The organism is Mycobacterium sp. 663a-19 (assembly GCF_035616495.1).
Lineage (GTDB): Bacteria > Actinomycetota > Actinomycetes > Mycobacteriales > Mycobacteriaceae > Mycobacterium.
In genome coordinates, this window is record NZ_JAPJAV010000007.1 from 222,712 (window position 1) to 241,934 (window position 19,223).

Here is a 19,223-nt window from a genome sequence, read left to right on the forward strand (position 1 = left end):
CCATGTATATCGGACTCGCGTCCCTGCGTCGTCGTGTCGGCACGCTTAACCCCACGCTGCCATCCACTAGCTCATGCGTCGGAGTCTTGCCACTGCTTCCAGTGGTCCTCCAACCAAGCGCGTTGCTTGGCGGTTGGCTTGACGCGCATCCGCGCTCCGTGGAGGACGGCGTAAGCAGGGTAGTCGCGTACATTCTCGGCCACATGCAGGACAGCTTCGGAGTCGACTGTGATCAGGCCCTGATCGAATAAGCGATGGAGGTCCTTCCTCAGCAATAGGCCGCCCTGGTCTTTGTGGATTCCGACGTCGGCGTACCGGTACAGGTGGCACGCGTCTAGGACGGCCTTCGGCGCTGGGCCTGTGAACGCGCATACGTCCCCGTAATGGTCGAGCAACTTTGCCCTGAATGCGGCTTGCCCGACTCGCACCCGGACGAGCCGCTTTGTATGTCCCCCGGCGACCTGTTCTTCGACGTTGTCGAGTATGCGTAGAACATCGCTAGGCGCGTTCGCCGCAATGGCTTGGCGAAACGCTTCCACCTTGAGCGGACGAAAACTATTCTGTGACCTCGGACTCACGCAAAGCGACCTCAAGGTTGCGGCGTCAAGCACCCCTTCCAAGTCCACCCAAGACTCTGCGTGGTTACTGCGGTACGTCGTCACTTTCTCGGGAGTGAGCACGGGGTCGTCGAAGAGTGAACCGCAGCTGTAGCACCTGTACTTTGGGGCGAGCGTCTTCCTGGCCTCGAATGAAGCCCGATTGCAGTCTGGGCATCGCCCGGCCGATTTCGTTCCGATTGACACGTCGATGGACTCAATCACAGATACGCCCAGCAACGAAGTGAGGTCCCATAACGCGATGACGTCGCCCGCCCTCACCGTGGCGTGATTCGAAACGCTGCTGTCCCAGCTGTAATGCGACGCCGGATCGTCGTCATAGGTTGCGCCTCCGACCAAACGTCGGTATGCCTCTCCTTCCTTAGACAACGCCAACCACGCTCTTTCGCTCAACGTCACTGCTCCTTCGATGTTCCACGTTCATCGGCACGACATTCATACCTGATAACACAGACGATGTATCCGAACGCTGTAACCGGATGTTCGAAATGCGGCGCGTTGTGGCTGTGCCGGTTGTGCCAGCGCAGCAGAAACCCGTTGTCGGTCCGTGCACCCGCGCTACGGTAGGCAGACCGGTCACCGATACAAGGCGTCGGTCGTAACAGGATCGCCATTAGCAACGGGCGAGTCCGCTCACCATCGCGTGGTCACGGTGAACGAAATCAATGTCTTACCTCTGCGGCAAACTACGCCTAGCAGCTGGCTAGAAACCACTACCTTGGACCGAGGGTCCCTGCTAGGCAGCTAGAGCAGACACAGAGTTAGGGGTGATTCCCACGTCATCCAACACCCAATGGGACGAGTACCTGAAGTGGAACGCCGCTACCGCCGACGTGATATACCCGTTCGGCCACGAGGCGGCGCCGGCCTACATGGACTTGGAAACCGACGAGCTCGCCGCAATCGCCGACCAGGCCGGGCACACCGGTCCGGACCCGGATAAGGCGCTGGCCAAGGCCGTGCGCGCGGTAGTGGTTGACTGCGACGACAAGCTGCATCTTCACCTATTGGAGTTCCGCACATCGGCGTGGAAGGGCCGCAACGATATCGAGTTGCCGCCACCGTGCCTGGCGTTCCTGGCAGTCAGCACGTTGGCCGCCGAGGACATGGGCAAGTCCGGGGACAAGTTGGCCGCGCATGCCTACTACCCACGGTTGGCCCGTCGGCTCGGGGTGCGTGTGGGCGACAAATCAGTCGAAACCCAGTACCGTAAACACGCCGAATTCTTCTGGCAGTGCTTGAACACCTGGCTCGCCAACCAGGACGGGAACCGCGGGCTGCCCACCGCATATGCGCTCACCCACCGCTACGTCGGGCTACCGATGTCGCAGGCGCTCATCCGCGAGGGCGACCGCCGCAAGTTCCCTGCGATGTTCGCGCAGTACGGCCTGAGCCCTGGTATGCAGATCGCACCCGACGCCCTCACCCGCTATCTCGACGACTGGCTGAAGCCGGGCTCGAGCGCCCCAGGCAACCTTGTCAAATTATGGCAACGCCCGACCAGCCACGAGCGGATCGCCGCGATCGCAGCGGTGGAGCTAAGCAACTGGGACGGCGTGCTTCCCGATGGCAGCACTGACCAGGCCCAGGCGGCGGCCCTCACCGCCCGCGCAAGTCTCGTGGTCAACCTGCGTTCTGGATTCCGCGGATCGTCGCTGGAGATCGCGCTCGGATTGCGACTGCCCGCCGACACCGACGGCAGAATGCAAATTCTTTCCAGCGACCAGTCGTGGCTGCGGATCAACCTCGCTCCGGGAACGGCAGGCCTTTGGCGGACCTCGTACACCGAAGCCATCGACACTGTTTCCATGCTCGAAGGTGTGGTGCGGATTCGGCGCGCCGATGACGAAGCTGGGCCGGAGTATAAGCACTTCCCAAAGCAGATTATCCCGTTGACCTATGACGAGCTACAGTCGGCCTTCCTCGAGACCGAGCGCCTCCAACTGGGTGTCGACTCGCTATTGCTCGTGCGCACGCACGCGCAAAACCAGGCGAAGATCAACGCTCGGGAGCTAGTGCGTAGCGCGTTGGAGCAGGCTGCACGCCCCGGCTTCGAAATCGTGGAAACACTCCAAGGTCTCCCCGACGGCTGGATGCTGTTCAAGAACGTGCAGCTGTTTAGCACACCGAGTACAGATGTCAACGAACTGCTCCCGCTGGCCCAGAACCAGCTCACCATCGCCGGCGGGCTGCGCATCCCGTCGCGTATCCGGAAATGGTCAACGCTGGCCCCACCGGAAGTCCGAGCCATCGCGCAAACCGAATCCCATGTGCGCGTGACGATTACCCGTACGGACTCCGACGACGTCATCCACGAATGGGTTAGTGGTGAGGGTGCGATTGTCGCGCCGCTCGACGCGCTCAACCTTACGGACGCAGACTACCGGTTGTCGCTGTTCGTCGGCACCGGCAAGGATCCCGTTCAACAGTCCTCCATTCAGTTGCGGTCGAGCCGCAATGTGGACGTTCTCTGGCACAACGCCCCTCGCCTGGTGTATCCGTTGACCAATGCCATGGGCGTAGTCTCGGCGTCCGAGCATTGCGGCGAGGATTGCGCCTCCGTCGTCGACGGTCTCGTGGCGGCAGGCGAAGAGTCGGGGGTCGACCCGAGCGTGCATGCCGCTGGGGCGGTCAGCTGGGGCGAGCCTCGGCCGAGTGTGGCGCGGGTTCCGATTCAGATCGGCACGCCCGACCCTGGTTCCTGTGTAGTGACCGGGGCGCACTACCTCGTGTATCCGCCGTTCCTAGGCGGTTGGCAACCCAAATACATTCAAGGCACTTGCCGCTATTGCGGTTTGGTCAAACGCTCCCCGGGTTGGATCAGCAACTCAGGCTCACGCTCGGCTGGGCAACGCTCGTCCACGATCAGCACCGTGGAAGTACGGGATCTACCAAAGGCTGACGAAAACGAAGCTGACTGGGACGCGGCCCTGGACGCCCTCAGACACCTGGGCGGCGGCCCTGTCGCATCTTTGAATCAGATTGCGCTGCAACTGGAAGGCACTGCGTTGTTCGCCGAAAATTTCCGGCGGACGCTCGAAACGCTCGGCCACATCGCAGTCGAACGCGACGAACGTTGGCGCCCGACCCGGTGGGAGATCTCCCCGCCGTGCCTGGCCGAGACCGCGGACGGCGAGTACCGTTTCACCGGCTTCTGGACGCCGGACGGCATTGAGAGCATCGTCGAGGAGGCGGCCGGCTACGGCGGCCAGTTAACCCAACATCCCAGCGCTGACGCGCCGACCGAATACTGCATCACCGAGGTCAGCCAGGACGACGCCGCCAACTTGGTCGTCGAGGACAGCGATGTGACCGTCGTCGACGACGCAGGTATACGGATGTTACGGGCTCTGCCGAGGCTGTCTGAGGTCGCCGCAGCACTACCCCGTACGGGCATGCCCGGGTTCGAGTCGGCCGAACGGTTCGACGTTTCCTCGGGCAGTTGGGTGCCGACCGGGGATCCTTACGCCCCCGGCGCCTACCGGCTGCGAAGGGGATTCGAGACGCTCTACGTCTTCCGGAGCGCGAGCGACGTGGAGCGCTCGACGGCGGCACTGGCTCCACCTTCGCTGGTTAAACACCTGGCCGCTAACATGATTGGCTCTTCCCTGGTGAGCTACCAAAGCGACACGCGCGCTGTCCTGGTGCCTCTCGGCACCGACCTGCCGGGGCTGTACGGGCGTGCAATCACCGCGATGTCGGGCGCGCTTTCAAAGCCAAAACAGCTGTCGTTCAATGGAATCCGACGCGCCGGTCTAGTGTACCCCGATGTCGATCAAGACGCCGCCGACCTCCTGGTCACCTTATTCACCACCTAGGAGATGAATCGTGGATCACCAGATCACCCCGGCCACGCTCGCCGCCGGCTTACGTGACGCCTTCCTCCGGTACTTCGACACCGCATTCTGGCTCAACGACGAGTCGGTGATGAGGGAGCGCCGCACGCTGCTGGAGCAACCTGGCGCATTGGTCGGACAGATCATGCTCGAGCCGGTCATACCTTACGCCAGTACCGAACGACTGTTGGATGTTACCGCCCGCGTGGGTATTTCGGAGCACGTCGCGCGTGATGTCGCGAAAGCCGTGTTTCCCAATATCGCGGCCGATGACCTGAAGCTTCGCGAACATCAGGCCCGGGCTATCGCCCATCACTTCCAAAGTGGCGACTCCCCCGAGCGTAACGTAGTCGTCACATCCGGCACCGGTTCAGGTAAGACCGAGGCGTTCCTGCTGCCGCTGCTGCTGCGCCTAGCTGCCGAGGCATGGACCTGGCCCACCCAACATGAGGCCCAGTGGTGGTGGGATTCAGATAGCCCACACTTTGTCCCGATGCGCCACCCAGAAACCCGAGAGCCGGCGATCCGCGGACTGATTCTGTATCCGACCAACGCGCTGGTCGAAGACCAGATGACCCGATTACGTCGCGCCGTCCGCGAGTTGCGTGGGCTGATGCCCGGCAACCCGATCTGGTTCGGTCGGTACACCGGCAACACCTTGGGCTCCAACAACAAGCCGTCAAAAGCGGCCGCAGCTGACATCGCAGCTGAATTGCGTTCTTACCAACGGCAGTTCAACGAGTTGCAGAAGTCCCGTGACGCGGGACGCGATATCGACCTGAGTCAGTTCCCTGACCCGAAATCCGGAGAGATGATGACCCGCTGGGATATGGTCGACCGCGCGCCCGACATCATGGTCACCAACTATTCGATGCTCAACACCATGATGATGCGGCATTTCGAGCAAACGATCTTCGAGCAGACCGCAGAGTGGCTTAAGGCCGACCCAAATCACGTCTTTACGTTGGTAATAGATGAGTTGCACATCTATCGCGGCACATCGGGCAGTGAGGTCGCGATGATCCTACGGGCGCTGTTCCGCCGGCTTGGGATATCCTCGGACAGCCCGCAGTTGCGGGTCATCGCGACGTCGGCGTCATTGGATGAATCCGAGGCCAGTTGGCGCTATCTTGAGCAGTTTTTCGGGGTTGCGCCCGAAACCTTCACCATTCAACCCGGTCAGCAGATTCCTCTGCGCTCCGAGACCGTACCGATCGGTGACGACCCAGTGACAATCTCGCATCGACTGGCCGCAGCGTGTATTGATCCCGTCGACCATCGGTTGCGCGCCACCGCTATCGACGACATCGCGAATCGGCTCTTTGCCGATTCCACAGACGGCCAAGCCGAAGTCGCGAACTTACTTCAGCAGCTCGCGGACTCAGATCCAAGTTCGGCATCAATCGAGCTAATCTCTTTTCGTGGGCACCTGTTCGTGCGAACGCCGCACGGATTGTGGGCCTGTTCGAACCCGGAGTGCACGGGGGTGACAGAAGCGTCGCCAGAACGAAAGATCGGCCGCCTGTACAACACCCCGCCTAGCGCCTGTGCGTCGTGCGGTTCCCGCGTTCTTGAACTGTTGTATTGCTATGAGTGTGGTGACATTAGTCTGGGCGGTTTCATCGTTGCCACCGACAGTGATTACGATGAGATACTCCTATCCCCTGGGCCAGTGACCGAAGAGCAGGGCGGCAAGCTGGTCTTCCATCGCCCAGCCACCGATTTCTTCTGGTATCGGCCCGGGGTGCCGAAAGACCTGCCCCGCGACTGGACCAAGGACGACGGCAGCCTCAAACTCGCATTCGCCACCACGAGGTGGGACCCGGCGATCGGAGCGGCCGACCCATCCACCAATCCCGGCAACGCAACGGGCGTAAGCCTCAAAGTTGCGGGCCAGAAGCCAGAAGATCGGATTCCCGCGTTGCCGGACCGGTGTCCGGCATGCGGCTTTATCTCCCGTCGGGTCACCAACTTCCGTGAGGGAGAGCTCTTCTCCCCGATCCGATCACACGGTGCTGGTACGGCCGCCTCAATACAGCTTTACCTGTCGCAACTCATCCGATCGCTGGCGGCCGGGAGAACGGGAAGGCGGGCGATCGCCGACGCAAAGACGATTGTCTTCAACGACAGCCGCGACGATGCCGCCCGTACCGCAGCCGGCGTTGCGCTTAACCATCATCGACGCCTGGTTGGGCAGGTCGTACGTCAGGCGATCAACGCGGGCCCGGACGGGCTGGCAGCACTCGATGCCATCATGAATAACGCGCCGGCTACTGCGCAGGAAAGGGGCCTTGGCACAGCGGTGGTCGCTCGGATGAAACAGAAGACCGGAATCCCACTAGATCCTTCCGAGGAACAGGCCCTCGCCGACGCGATCGAGAAACTCGGGCAGAGCTCCAGCGTTTCGTTCAACGAGCTGTGTAACAAGGTCACCGACATTCTGGTGTCGCTGGGAACCAACCCGGGTGGCCCCAATCCGTACAACCAACAGCTGGAGGACCAGTTGTGGGGAAAGACACCGTGGTATCGCGCCTTCGCGCCGCCCGTACCTGGCCTGTGGGATGAGTCGCCACTCACCCAGGGCCAGGAGAAATTACGGTCAGCTCTCCGGGTGTCCGTTATCGAGACAACTTTCGACCGGGCTCGGCGAGACTTAGAGAACGTGGGTATCGCCTTTGCTGACGTCGATGGCTGGAAACCCGTCGTCGGCCCGCTTAACGAAACCCAACAATCCCAGCTCCTGGCCAGTGTGCTGCGAATTCTAGGGCTGTGGGGCCGGACGGAGAACAGCACCAAGGGCGGCGTCCATCCCGAAGCTTTAACCCCAACACCGGTCAAGAAGTACCTCCAATCCGTCGCTACCAAGTTGCGGCTCACTGAGGCGGCCCTGGAACGCCAGTTGGACGATCTGGTAGCCGACCCAGCTGTCGGCCGCGCAATATCCGGATGGCGTCTCAAGACAACCTCGATCGATTCCAGCCTTGTGTTACAACGTGGCACGGGAAAGATGTGGCGCTGTACCCGTTGTAATTTCGGGCACCTGCATCCAAGTCTCGGGGTCTGCGCGAATCGGCAGTGTTTCCACTGCGAACTGAAAGAGGTCAAGATCGTTGAGGCATCCGAAATCGACTACTACGCGTGGCTGACGCATCAAGCGCCGCGTCGACTTGCCATCGCGGAGCTGACCGGTCAGACGAAACCTCTTTCTGAGCAACGAGATAGACAACGGTGGTTCAAGGGCGCGTTCATACAAAACGAAAACGACCTCACCGACGAACTTGACGTGCTGTCCGTGACGACGACGATGGAGGTTGGCGTCGACATCGGCTCACTGCGCTCGACGATGATGGCCAATATGCCGCCACAGCGATTCAACTATCAACAGCGCGTCGGACGCGCCGGCCGTGCCGGCCAACCGCTGAGCTTCGCACTCACCATGTGCCGGGAACGTAGCCACGATGAGTACTACTACAACCGCGCCGACCGCATTACCGGCGACATCCCGCCGCAGCCATTCCTCGACCTCACCAGAACCCGGATCATCAAGCGTGTTGCCACAAGCGAGTGCTTGTACGAGGCATTCTCGGCGTTGGCGTCCGGACCTCACTGGACTCCGGACAGCAGCCATGGCACATTCGGGCAACTCGAAGAGTGGCCGACCTATCGCTCCGAGGTCGCGTCATGGCTGGCCTCCTCGCCGCGAGTCGACCAGATCGTCGGCCGTCTCGTCGCACACACCCCGCTTGAAGAATCGAAAACCGACGATATTCGGGCCTGGTTGAAGCGCAAACTGGTCGATGAGATCAATGAAATTGTCGCACTCGAAGCCGGATCAGCCGACACCGAGCTCAGTAAAGCTCTTGCCGCGCACGGTAAATTACCGATGTTTGGATTCCCCACTCGTGTCCGAAACCTGTGGTATTCGCCGGTTTCTAACCGAAACGCCTTCCTGAACAACGTCGTAAGCGACCGGCCGCTGTCGATGGCGATCAGCTCGTTCGCGCCCGGTGCGCAGGTGGTGAAGGACGGATTGATCCATCGAGTAGCCGGATTCGCCGCATATCGACCCAACGGCAAGGTGATAGCGGCTCTAGACCCGCTAGGCGCACCCCACCCCGTAGGAAGATGCAAACGATGCGGCCGCACTGAGCTCGGGCAAAGCACGACATGCCGTACCTGCCACGACACACTGCAGCAGATCACCCTCTACGAGCCCCGCGGATTCCGAACTGACTACAAGCCAAGGCCTTTCGATGAGGAACTGGATGTCTTACGCGGTGCCGGCAACCCGGAGCTGACGGTGCCCGCCTTGCCCACTTCACACGCGAAATTGGATCGCGTCGACCTCGATCTCTACGAGCAGAGCAGGTTGGTGTCCATCAACGACAACATGTCCAGGGGATACAAACTGCTTCCACAACCCGACGGAACATACGTTGGGGAGCCGGGACTTGCCAACGTGTCACCGCTGCTGACAGTTGGCGAGATTCGAGTAACCGACGCTCTGCAGATCACTCCGAGTCGCCTCGACGTGAAGACCGGCGCCGTCGCGCTATACGACCAACCGTCGGGGAAGGCAGCCTACACGTCGTTCGCTGAGGTCCTCTCCTGCGGCGCACAGGTCCACCTAGACCTCGATCCGCTCGAATTACTCTCCGGCTTAACATCTTTGCGTCTTCCCATGTTCGGGACTGAGTCACCCGACAGCAAGGCCCAGGTGGCCGCTGCGGTGTTCCTCGCCGATTCTGCCGCGAACGGCGCCGGATACGCTGCCGAATTGGGGCAGGCCGACCTTTTCGAACAGATGTTGAAGAGCATCCTGATCGACCGGCGCACCCTGTGGGACGACCCAGATCACCGGGAGAGGTGCGACACATCTTGCCCGGATTGCCTTCGCACGTACTACAATTCGCGTCAGCACTCATTGCTCGACTGGCGCCTAGCCCTCGATATGCTGGAGTTGGCGAACGGCAAGCAATTGACGCTAAGCCGGTCGTTGCCTGCGGATGAGCCTTGGATCAAGACCGCCGCAGCAGCCATGGACGCCTTGGCGGGCAGCATCAATCAGGTGCCGATTGTCACGCGCGGCGACAACTGCGTTGTCCTGTGCCATCCCTTATGGCGCCTTGAGCCGGCACTATTTGTTGATGACCAGTCAGAAGCGTATGACGAAGCCATGGATCGCTTCCGCCACGTGGATGTACAGGACATCCGTGTATTTCGGACCAACCCGCTATCGGTTTGGGCGCAACTTAATGCTTAGTCCGCCTCGGCCACACCCCCGCTTGATCGACCGCATCACCCCAACCGCGCTGAGCGGACTAACCAAGTGCTTCTGGCGGGTGGGGTTCAGACGCGACCCAGCGATGTCCTCGTTGGACCGATGGAGCCCGGCGGGAGCACTTGGCACGGTGGCTCATTCGGTCAAGCGACAGTTCGGGGACCCCAGGGGATTCGAAGCGACATGGGATGCCGCAGTTGCCACCGCGCAGGCGAGGCTCGCTGCAGAGTGGGCTCCGGCTACCCCACCGTCACCGGATAACTGGCCAGGGTGGTCCTTAACTAAGACCCGCATCCGCAAGGCATGGCTCGGCTCTAAGTCTGGGCCTGTGGCCCGGACGGCGGCGGCAAAAGACGGTTTCCTTCCACCACTACCGTGGCGTGAAATTCAACTTAATCATCCGAGTCTCCCGCTGGCCGGCCAGCCTGATTTGGTAGAGCGAGTCAATGGGAAGATTTGGGTTGTCGACACGAAAACTGGTCTGTCGCAAGCAAATCCGTCATCAGACCAGCGCGACCAGTTGTTGATCTACTGTGCGCTAGTACAAGCCAATTTGGGTGAGATGCCCGCTGTCGCTGCGATCGAGACGTCACGGTGTGAGCGGTACCCCTTTGCGGTCGATCCGAACGAAGTCAAGCGCCTGGTAGAACGGGCGGTCGACATGCTCGACCGATTCAACTCTGCAGCTGACAGCTTCGACGAGAGCCTCGCATCACCATCGACCGAAGCCTGCGGCTGGTGTCCATTCCGCATTGCGTGCCAGCCGTTCTTCCAGGCGTATGACGAGACCTGGGAGATCTCCCACGCGGTGCTGTTCACGGTCGAATCGGCCGATGTTCGGGAGCATGGTGCGCATGTGGAAGGTGTCGTGCAACTTCCGCTTTGGCGAACCGGCCAGAAGTTCGCTTCAACGGGGTTCCCGTTTCAGCCTCTACCCGCCGCCGGCGAGACCTGGGCTGCGGCCGACTACGTCGGATCGGGCTCCTCGGCAGTGGCAGCCTGGAACACGACAACCTTCAAATGGTCCTAACGCGTTCCGAATCACCAAGTCTGCGTTTGCAATATCATCATCCTCTGGGGGCGATCCGACGTCAGCACAAGAACGCTGCCTGGATAGCGCACCGCGTCGCTTTGACACACGCATGATGCAGCATCACGGACGGCGACAAAATCAGCGCCAGTAATCAGCAAACAATCTCAGAAGTGGGAGGCGGGGCTCGAGCGGATGGATAGTCCCTAGCCCTTGCCCCAATGGCGATCGAGATCGTCGAAACAACCAAGTCAAGTGAGCTCAGGCCGACGGTCGCGGCGGCAGCGCCGACAGCCACCCCTCCGAAAGCAACTCCAGCAACTGCCCGTCCGGGTCCCGGATCATCGCGGACCCCTCGGTCACCGTCCCGTCGATCACCGCTCCGCCGAACTCCGCAACCCGAGCCAACACGCCATGGGGATCGGAAACCGAAAACGAGATGTGCGTGAGCCCGACGTGGTCCATCACCCGCTCGGCGCCAGCGTGAACTTCACGCTTCGAGAAATCGATCAGCTCGAGCACCAAGCCGTCCCGCACCAGGTAAGTCGCGTGCACTCCGAGCGGCTCGGGCAGACCGACCAGCTGGGCGGTGCGGTCGTCCGGCGGTTCGATCTCCCACCAGAACCGGAAGCCGAGCAGGCCCTCGTAGAAGCGACGCGACCTCTCGCGGTCGGCCACGCACAGCCCGACGTGGTTGAAAGTCGTTCGGTGCCTACCCATGACGGCCTTTCTCGACAGAGCCCGGGGCGTAATAATACAAAGATAATATAGAAAGCCCAGCTCTCGTTGCGGTGGAGGATTGTTCAGATGACAACCCGTCCCGAAGTCGACCCAAAAGCCGTCGTCGACTTCGACCACCACTCCGACGAGTTCAACCTCAACCAACAGCGGATCAACGCCGACCTCAGACAACGATGCCCCGTCGCCTGGAACCAGAACTACGACGGATTCTGGTACCTCAGCAGCTACGATGCGGTCAGCCAAACGGCCCGAGACGACGACACCTTCTCCCACAGATACGACCCCAACTCCGAAGACGGAGTCGACTACCAGGGCGAGATGGGCGTCCCGCGGCCGGAAGGCCAGCCGGCCCTGGGCATCGGCGAGGTCGACGGCGAGTACCACCTGGCCCTACGCCACGCGCTGGCCCCGTTCTTCTCGCCCGGCGCCGTCGAAAAACTGAAGCCGTTCATGGAGCAATCGGCCCACTGGTTCCTCGACCAAAAAATCGCCGACGGCCAGATGGACCTCGTTCTCGACTACGCCAGCCCCGTCCCGGCCATCCTCACCATGAAGCTAATGGGCCTGCCGTATGACAACTGGCACCTCTACGCCAACCTCTTCCACTCCGTCATGGCCGTCCCCCAAGACAGCCCGGAGTATCTGGAAGCCATCGCCAAAGTCCCTGCCATGATGCAGGGCGTTCTCGACTACGCGGCGGCGAGAAGAGCCAAACCAACAGACGACCTCACCAGCTTCCTCATCCAGTTCGAGTTCGACGGCCGGCGCCTCACCGACGAGCAGCTGCTCAACATCATCTGGAACCTCATCGGCGGCGGCGTCGACACCACCACCTCCCAGACCGCGCTCACGCTCAAACACCTGGGCACCCACCCGGACCTGAGGCGACAACTCATCGACCACCCGGAGCTCTACCGCACCGCCACCGACGAATTCCTGCGCTACTTCTCGGTCAACAAGTCACTGAGCCGCACGGTCACCAGAGACGTCGAGCTCAACGGCCAACACCTCCGCAAGAACGACCGCGTCATCATCAGCTGGCTCTCCGCCAACCACGACGAGCAGGAATTCGACCGGCCCGACGACGTCGTCCTGGATCGAATGCCCAACCGCCACCTGGCCTTTGGGCTCGGGCCGCATCGCTGCATCGGCTCGCACCTGGCCCGCCTGATGTCCGAGGTGATGGTCAGGGCGGTGCTCGACCGCCTGCCCGACTACCGGGTCGACCTCGACAACGTCGACGAATACACCAGCAACCCCAGCATGACCGGGCTGGGCAAGCTGCCCGTCACCTTCACACCAGGAACCAGCCTCGGCACGTCGCGCCCGTGGTAATCGCTTGGCCGGCAGGGCAACATGGCTAACCGTGGCGCGAACCTGGTTGTCGATTCGGGTGGACCTGGTCAGCGGACGGGGCGAGTATTTCTGGCCGCGGCCCGGCCGGGTCTTTGCCGCGGCCCGGTCGCACAGGTTCAGCCAGCTGGCCGAGGCGATCGACACCGCGTTCGCCCGCTGGGACCGCGCGCACCTCTACAAGTTCGAGCTGGCCGACGGCCGAGTCATCGGCCAGCCCGAGTACGACGACTTTGACATGGGAATCCTCGACGGCGACGAGATGAAGTTGTCGGCGTTGTCGCTGGGCGAGCAGTTCGTCTACGAGTTCGATTTCGGCGACGGCTGGACGTATCTGTGCGAGGTGGCACCGGAACGGATCGATCCGGAGTCCGAATTGGGGATCATGCCGCAATCCCCGCTTCCGTATTGGGGGTGGGGCACGATTCCCGACCAATACGGTCGCCGCTGGATCGACGACGACGGCGAAAACACTGAACCGCCCGACCCCGGACTTAGCGATCTGCCGCCGCTGCGTCCAGGGTGGGGATCGCGACCGCCGGGTTAGGTCGAGTTATCGCAAGCTGTCGATTCTGCTGCGCAGCATTTGCGCCAGTAGCTTGGTTTCGAGGGCACCTTCCCGCATCTGTCCGGATAGTCTTGTGCCGCAGCCAGAATCGCGTCGATCATCCTCGTGCCGGCGCGTTCACAGACCAAGCGTTGGCCGGCGATGCTCATTCTCGCGCTCTTGCGCGAGCAACTCGTCGATCCGGGGACCGAGGCCGCGCGTCGACTCGATGATCCGCCGCCGTCGGTCGGCACTCACCGGTCGCGCCTTCACGCGGCGTAACGTGCCCGCCGCGGCCGCCGCAGCGCGCAGTTGCGCTCGTCGATCGCCGCTATCCGCGTCGGCGGCCGCGCCCAGGATCTCGGTCGCCATCGCGTTCAGGCTGCGCCCCTCGCGCGCCGCACGCGCGACCAACCGGCGGTGAAGATCCTCGGGCACTCGGAGCAGCAGCTGCTTCACGCCGCCGATGCTCCCACAATCCCGCTTGTGACAGCACGCATGATCACGACGCCGCCCAGGCAGCCAGGCATCTACGCCACCCTCGACGCGAACACGCTCGCGCGGGCAAGCCGATTCCATCAACGCCAGGGCACAATCGACGTCCACGGGGTCGTCCCGCAGAACTAGTCGGTGTTACACCAAGACAATTGGTGTAACACTTTGGAGATGCCGACCCACCACCGGCGCCACACCATCACAGAAACCGGCGACATCAGCAACGCGCTGGAGATCGCCCGCCGCACGTGGCCCGAGCTCGCCGACAAGCCGGGCACCCTGTTGCATCAACTCATCCTCGTGGGACGGGACGCCCTCGCGCACGATCACGCTGCAGCCGCTCGCAAACGCCAGCAAGCAGTCGGCGCATTGGCCGGTGTCTTCGGGGCTGACTACCTCAAGGAGCTCCGCGAGGACTGGCCCGAGTGATCATCCTGGACTTGCGTCTTGATTGGGCATTTCGAGTCGGCCGACGCTCACCACACCGACGCGACCACTCTGCTCACCGGGCACGCGTCCGAATCATTCGCCGCCAGCGTTATCACCCTCGCCGGGGTGTACGTCGGTGCCGCCCGGGCCGGGCAAGCCGACCGGCTTCACCGGCTGCTGGCACAGTTGCAAGATCGAGAACCCAGACCTTCCGGCCGGCGCGGCCCACCGCCTTGGTGAGCTGCGCGCTACGACCATGCTCAAGATGCCGGACTGCTGCGTGCTCTACAGCGCGGAGCAGCATAATGCCCCAATCGCCACGTTCGACGACAAGCTTGCCGCTCGGGCAGCCGACCTCGGGTTGCCTGTCGCGAGACGGCAACGGTAGCCAGGTTTCTGCTCGACTCGTGGTGGAATCCGGCGACCGAAGCCCAGCTGTATGCATGCGATAAACATGTGAGCTATGCTCGACGCATGTCTTCAATGGTTCAGATCCGAAATGTGCCCGATGAACTCGTCCGCGAACTGAAGATCCGGGCAGCGGCGCACCGGATGAGCCTCAGCGATTTCCTGCTTGCCCGCCTGAGTGAAATCGCTGAAGAACCCGCCCTTGATGACCTCCTCGATCGCCTCGCAGCGTTGCCGCGGCGAGATCTCGGCGTCAGCGCGGCTGAACTGGTAGAAGAAGCTCGGTCCGAGTGATCGTGTTGGATGCCTCAGCGGCTGTAGAACTCGTTCTCGCGACCCGGCCGGGCGCGACGGTGGCTGGACGCTTGCAGGGCGAGACGGTGCATGCGCCCGCCCATTTCGACGTCGAGGTCGTCGGGGCGATACGGCGAGCGGTTGTGCGCCGGCTGATCAGCGATCACGAAGGACTCGTCGCTGTCGCCGACTTTCGAAGCATGCCGGTTCGGCGTTGGCCTATAAAGCCATTGGTCGCACGTGCTTACCAACTGCGGAGCACTCATACCGTTGCCGACGGCGTATACCTCGCCCTCGCCGAGGGGCTCGCTGCGAGGCTTATCACCTGCGACGGGAGACTGGCTCAATCCCACGGTCATAATGCCGACATCGAGCTCGTCGCTTGATCGGAATCAGGCTGGCAAGTCAAACACAAGCAGACTCAACGACTCTGGCGTGAGCAGGGCGTCCGGATAGTCTTGTGCCACCCTCATTGCGCCCCTGGTGATCACGACGCCGTGGCGTATTGCAGCACCGGCTCCGACGAATCGACGTGGCCGTTGCTGATGATCCTGAGCCGGTTCGGGCGCACCTCGTACAGGGTGCCGTCGACCGGGTTGGTGACGTCGAACCCGTCGCCGACGCGCTCGGCGTTGGACAGTTCGATGTTGGCGCCGTCGCGGATCCGCTCGCCCCGGTAGTAATAGCTGCCGCTGAGGTTTTGGCACACCACCGCGAGTGACTTGGCGGTTCGCACCACGGCCGCCGGCGGATTGCCCGGGTCGCACCGCGCCGTCTCGCCGACGAACCCTAACCCGTCGGCACCCTTGACGGGAGCAGACAACGACTGCGTCTTCGGGGCGGGCGTCGGTGGCGCCGGAGGCGCGGCCGTCGCCGTGCGCGGCGGCGGGGGCGAGCCGTTGCGGTGGTTGCCGACAAAGACCGATGCCACGGCCAACACCAGCCCGACGATCAGCGCCACCAAGGCCGCCGCGGTCAACACCAGCGGCGCGCGACCGATCACCAACGGGCGGGCCGGGCGCTCGGGCGGCGCATCCGGGGGCGGATACGGGCTGCAGCCGGTGTCGTCGGGGTTCGGATAGACCGTCGTAAACGGCCGCGTGCGCAGCGGCAGGCTCGCGCCGGCCCCCACCGCAACAGGCTCGTAGGCCGAAGACACCGCCTCGCTGGCCGCGCGGGCGAGCTCCCCCGCGGAGGCGAACCGCGCCGAACGCTGCTTGGCCATGCCTTGCGCGACGACGTCGTCGAGGGCCCGGCCCACGCCGCGGCGCATGATGCTGGGCCGCGGTGCCGGGGACAACAGGTGCGCGCGCTTCAGCTCCTGCGGTCCCGCGCCCTCGAACGGCGGCTGGCCGGTGAGGCACTCGTAGAGCACACACGCCAGCGAATACACGTCGGTCTGCGGCCCCACCCATCCGCTGGTGAACCGCTCGGGCGCCATGTAGGTGCGCGACATCCGGTCGTCGCCGGCGGCGTGCGCGATGCCGCAGTCGACGACGTAGGCGAAGTGGTCGGGCGTGAGCAGGACGTTTTCGGGTTTGACGTCGAGGTGCAACAGCCCACCGGCGTGCGCGGCGTCCAGCGCGCGCGCCACCTGCGCCGTGATCGACGCCGCCCGCGAGGCCTCCAGCGCGCCCCGCTCGCGCAGCAGGTCCCGCAGGCTGCCGCCGTCGACCAGGTGCATGTCGAGGAACAGCACCCCGTCGATCTCGCCGAAGTCGTGCACCGGGATGATGTGGGGCTCCTGTATTCGCGCCACCGCCCGGCACTGTTGGTAAAAGCGTTGCTGGAAGCCCGGATCCGCGGATAACTCGGCGCGCAGCAGCTTGAGCGCGACCGTCCGATCCTTAACCGTGTCGTAGGCCCGATACACCTTGCCCGTCGCGCCGGCACCGATCGGCGATCGCAGCTCGTATGGCCCGAAACGGGACGACATTGGAATTCCTTTCAGCCAGACGTGCTCGCGACACCCAGTGTGCCCGAATCGAGCGCTCACATGACCCGACGGCGCCCGTGGTGGACGTCACTTCGGGGCACCGACGGACAAGGCCCCCGGTTCCGCGTGGCAGGCTAGCGTCGCCCGGCCCCGGGCGTTGTGCGACGCTGGCGCCATGGACCCCGCGAGCTTTATCGGAGGCTGTCAATTCTGGCACGCAGCATCTGCGCGAGCATCTTGGTTTGCCGGTCATCGAAACCGATTTCACCGCATCTGTCCGGCCAGTCTTGTGCAGCAACGACAATCGCGTCAATCATCCTCGTGACGGCGCGCGGCCGTAGACCCAGGCGTTCGCCGGCGCCGATGAAATCCGCGCGCGTGAGCCGGTTGGCGCGGCCGTAAAGGTTGAGAGCCATGGGATCCCGCCATCGGGTGTAGGGCTGGGTACACAGCAGGTCGTAGGCGGGAGTGGGTTGCCAAATACCATCTGGGTTGTAGATCGACAGGTTCTTGCCATGCAGGTCGCCGTTGCCGATAAGCCACGAAAACACAACGGTTTTGAGCAACTCCCGGATTGCCGCAGGCTTCGACCCGCCGCCTCGACCGCATGCGTCGGCGAGTGCCGTGATGGCCGTCTCGGTTTTGATGCGGTACTTGGAAGCCGGGTAGATACCCGCGACTTGGCACGCGTCCTCTTGCGCTATTCGCGTCGACCCTGCCCGATCGAATCGGGTCACCAGCAAAGCGCTGCGCCCCTCGGCGTCATGCAGCAGCGATGTGGCTGCGACCCGCAATCCGCATGCGGCGGCCATCGTCATAAAGAAGTGCTCATTTTCGACGATCAGCGGGTACTGAACGGGATTGAGCTTCAATATCGCTGGGCCGGATCGGGTTTGGGCCGGTGCCGAAAACATCGCGGCACTCACCTTGGGCTGCACACCTGCCAGACCCACGGGGTCGGCCTCGACGGAGCCGGTCAACTTCGCAAAGACCGCGCGAAAGTCGGTGTCACGCTCGGGCTCGAACATCGGCGGCGGTGAAGCCGGATCGGTTCCCGCCGGGACCACCCGGACATTGCCGACAGTGTCCGCGCCGATCGCAAGCAGCAACGTGAGGTGATCGTCGGCCGAGGTCTTCGTCGATGATGTCACGACTCCGAGCCGGACCCCTTCCGGAAGCAGCCCCGCGAAGAACGGCGGAACAGCACCACCGGTGGTGACAACCGGGTAGTCGGCGGACCTCAGCAGCGACCACGATACGGATCGGTCGCGGATGCTGGCCCCCGTCGGGGAGTGATCGATGTAGTCGAAGCTGATGGTGTCCCCGCGTTCGCGAACGAGTCGAGCGGCAAGGCTTTCGCCGATGTAGACATCGGCTTCGGCGATGGTCCGTAGGTCGGGCCGGCGCGGTCTCGTCATTCGTCCGCGGTGCCCAGGACGATCCGCAATCCCAAGGTGTCGGCGATCTCGACGACGTAGCCAAACTTGACCGAGCCGCTCCCCCGCTCGAGCGCCTGAACGCTGGACCGAGAGACGCCGGCGAGGTCCGCGAGGGTCTGTTGGGTGAGCCGCAACGCGATCCGGCGCTCAGCGAATGCGCGTCCTATGCGTGCAATATCAGGCATAGCGGCGTCAAGTCGTGGCTTGCTTCGCCTTGGGCCAGCCATGTTGCTCCTTATGCTTGAAATCTCATGCATAAACAGCATGCGGCGGCAAGGCGGTGGAAGTCAAGCCTCTATGCTTTATCTTTCATGCTTTAGATTGCGCGGCAGCGTTCGGCTCAGCCCTCACCGCGGACGACATCCGCGGACTGCTCGCAGGAGCGAGCGGCCGGGCCGCATCGCTATTGCTCGCCCAGAGCACCCAAATCGAGGCGCAACGGAACGGGAGCGCTGGTCGTGAATGTCCAGCTCTCGTACGGCTTACACACCGACGATCCACTCCTCAACGCTGCCCGCGAGCAGCGCTATCACTGGATCACCAATACCTTCGACCCGATCCCGTTCGATACCCGCGCCGCGCGGATCTACGGAGCGCTGTGCGCCACGGTTCGAGCCGTCGGCCGGGACCCGAAGCCGCGCCGATTCGATCTGCTCACTGCAGCGGCCGCCGTCGCGCTGGATCTTCCGCTCATCACCCGCAACGATGCTGACTTCAAGGGCATTCACGACAGGTTGACCATCATTGGTGTCCGCTGAGGCCCAGGGCACGCCGCCGTCCCGCGCCGAATCACTTGACCAGCGGTCAACATCGGTTC

General features: G+C 63.0%; 16 protein-coding genes. 10 read left to right on the forward strand and 6 right to left on the reverse strand.

From position 1 onward, the window contains the following. Positions 1-71: 71 nt before the first annotated feature. Complete coding sequence (locus OQ968_RS14770; RefSeq protein WP_324679034.1) at positions 72-1,010, reverse strand: HNH endonuclease signature motif containing protein; 939 nt, start codon at positions 1,008-1,010, stop codon at positions 72-74. 374 nt (positions 1,011-1,384) lie between these two features. Between OQ968_RS14770 and OQ968_RS14775 the strand changes: the two genes are divergently transcribed. The 3 genes from OQ968_RS14775 to OQ968_RS14785 are packed head-to-tail and all read left to right on the forward strand — an operon-like array spanning position 1,385 to position 10,764. Continuing rightward, entirely contained in the window at positions 1,385-4,435 is a 3,051-nt protein-coding gene (locus OQ968_RS14775; RefSeq protein ID WP_324679036.1) for a hypothetical protein, read from the forward strand. Between the two features lie 10 nt (positions 4,436-4,445). Continuing rightward, complete coding sequence (locus OQ968_RS14780) at positions 4,446-9,716, forward strand: DEAD/DEAH box helicase (protein ID WP_324679038.1); 5,271 nt, start codon at positions 4,446-4,448, stop codon at positions 9,714-9,716. After that, on the forward strand, positions 9,709-10,764 hold the full coding sequence (locus OQ968_RS14785) for a PD-(D/E)XK nuclease family protein (protein ID WP_324679040.1): 1,056 nt from the start codon (positions 9,709-9,711) through the stop codon (positions 10,762-10,764). Before OQ968_RS14780 ends, OQ968_RS14785 begins: the two co-directional genes overlap by 8 nt. Before the next feature lie 261 nt (positions 10,765-11,025). On the opposite strand, the gene OQ968_RS14790 is transcribed toward OQ968_RS14785, so the two are convergent. After that, positions 11,026-11,484 carry a VOC family protein gene (locus tag OQ968_RS14790; RefSeq protein WP_324679042.1) on the reverse strand — a complete coding sequence of 153 codons (459 nt, stop codon included), beginning with the start codon at positions 11,482-11,484 and terminating at the stop codon, positions 11,026-11,028. Between the two features lie 87 nt (positions 11,485-11,571). On the opposite strand from OQ968_RS14790, the gene OQ968_RS14795 reads away from it, so the two are divergent. Beyond that, positions 11,572-12,840 carry a cytochrome P450 gene (locus OQ968_RS14795; protein ID WP_324679044.1) on the forward strand — a complete coding sequence of 423 codons (1,269 nt, stop codon included), beginning with the start codon at positions 11,572-11,574 and terminating at the stop codon, positions 12,838-12,840. A gap of 31 nt (positions 12,841-12,871) precedes the next feature. Beyond that, positions 12,872-13,405 (forward strand): IS1096 element passenger TnpR family protein, encoded by a 534-nt coding sequence (locus OQ968_RS14800; protein ID WP_324679046.1) that lies wholly within the window; start codon positions 12,872-12,874, stop codon positions 13,403-13,405. A 138-nt stretch (positions 13,406-13,543) separates the two neighbouring features. Here the strand turns inward: OQ968_RS14800 and OQ968_RS14805 are convergent, their stop codons facing one another. Further along, positions 13,544-13,864: a FitA-like ribbon-helix-helix domain-containing protein gene (locus OQ968_RS14805; protein WP_324679048.1), complete on the reverse strand. Its 321-nt coding sequence runs from the start codon at positions 13,862-13,864 to the stop codon at positions 13,544-13,546. A 27-nt stretch (positions 13,865-13,891) separates the two neighbouring features. On the opposite strand from OQ968_RS14805, the gene OQ968_RS14810 reads away from it, so the two are divergent. The 4 genes from OQ968_RS14810 to OQ968_RS14825 all read left to right on the forward strand — a co-directional run bounded on the left by OQ968_RS14810 (position 13,892) and on the right by OQ968_RS14825 (position 15,417). Next, a complete protein-coding gene (locus OQ968_RS14810) occupies positions 13,892-14,032 on the forward strand; it encodes a hypothetical protein (protein ID WP_324679050.1) in 141 nt (46 codons plus the stop codon). A gap of 39 nt (positions 14,033-14,071) precedes the next feature. Then, entirely contained in the window at positions 14,072-14,329 is a 258-nt protein-coding gene (locus tag OQ968_RS14815) for a hypothetical protein (protein WP_324679052.1), read from the forward strand. 474 nt (positions 14,330-14,803) lie between these two features. Then, positions 14,804-15,031 carry a FitA-like ribbon-helix-helix domain-containing protein gene (locus tag OQ968_RS14820; protein WP_324679054.1) on the forward strand — a complete coding sequence of 76 codons (228 nt, stop codon included), beginning with the start codon at positions 14,804-14,806 and terminating at the stop codon, positions 15,029-15,031. Then, positions 15,028-15,417 (forward strand): type II toxin-antitoxin system VapC family toxin, encoded by a 390-nt coding sequence (locus OQ968_RS14825; RefSeq protein WP_324679055.1) that lies wholly within the window; start codon positions 15,028-15,030, stop codon positions 15,415-15,417. Before OQ968_RS14820 ends, OQ968_RS14825 begins: the two co-directional genes overlap by 4 nt. Positions 15,418-15,518: 101 nt before the next feature. On the opposite strand, the gene OQ968_RS14830 is transcribed toward OQ968_RS14825, so the two are convergent. The 3 genes from OQ968_RS14830 to OQ968_RS14840 all read right to left on the reverse strand — a co-directional run bounded on the left by OQ968_RS14830 (position 15,519) and on the right by OQ968_RS14840 (position 18,591). Next, positions 15,519-16,967, reverse strand: a complete 1,449-nt coding sequence (locus OQ968_RS14830; protein WP_324679057.1) for a serine/threonine-protein kinase — start codon at positions 16,965-16,967, stop codon at positions 15,519-15,521. 191 nt (positions 16,968-17,158) lie between these two features. Next, the gene (locus tag OQ968_RS14835; protein WP_324679059.1) at positions 17,159-18,385 is read right to left on the reverse strand and encodes a type II toxin-antitoxin system HipA family toxin; all 1,227 of its coding nucleotides are present in this window, start codon (positions 18,383-18,385) and stop codon (positions 17,159-17,161) included. Next, complete coding sequence (locus OQ968_RS14840; protein WP_324679061.1) at positions 18,382-18,591, reverse strand: helix-turn-helix domain-containing protein; 210 nt, start codon at positions 18,589-18,591, stop codon at positions 18,382-18,384. The genes OQ968_RS14835 and OQ968_RS14840 overlap by 4 nt, the downstream gene beginning before the upstream one ends. Before the next feature lie 273 nt (positions 18,592-18,864). Between OQ968_RS14840 and OQ968_RS14845 the strand changes: the two genes are divergently transcribed. Beyond that, entirely contained in the window at positions 18,865-19,164 is a 300-nt protein-coding gene (locus tag OQ968_RS14845; protein WP_324679063.1) for a type II toxin-antitoxin system VapC family toxin, read from the forward strand. The last annotated feature ends 59 nt before the right edge of the window (positions 19,165-19,223 follow it).

Coding starts and splice junctions, on each gene's coding strand:
- OQ968_RS14785 (WP_324679040.1), top strand. CDS start 9,709: ATGCTTAGTCCGCCTCGGCCACACCCCCGCTTGATCGACCGCATCACC.
- OQ968_RS14790 (WP_324679042.1), bottom strand. CDS start 11,484: ATGGGTAGGCACCGAACGACTTTCAACCACGTCGGGCTGTGCGTGGCC.
- OQ968_RS14795 (WP_324679044.1), top strand. CDS start 11,572: ATGACAACCCGTCCCGAAGTCGACCCAAAAGCCGTCGTCGACTTCGAC.
- OQ968_RS14815 (WP_324679052.1), top strand. CDS start 14,072: ATGCCGACCCACCACCGGCGCCACACCATCACAGAAACCGGCGACATC.
- OQ968_RS14820 (WP_324679054.1), top strand. CDS start 14,804: ATGTCTTCAATGGTTCAGATCCGAAATGTGCCCGATGAACTCGTCCGC.
- OQ968_RS14830 (WP_324679057.1), bottom strand. CDS start 16,967: ATGTCGTCCCGTTTCGGGCCATACGAGCTGCGATCGCCGATCGGTGCC.
- OQ968_RS14835 (WP_324679059.1), bottom strand. CDS start 18,385: ATGACGAGACCGCGCCGGCCCGACCTACGGACCATCGCCGAAGCCGAT.
- OQ968_RS14840 (WP_324679061.1), bottom strand. CDS start 18,591: ATGCCTGATATTGCACGCATAGGACGCGCATTCGCTGAGCGCCGGATC.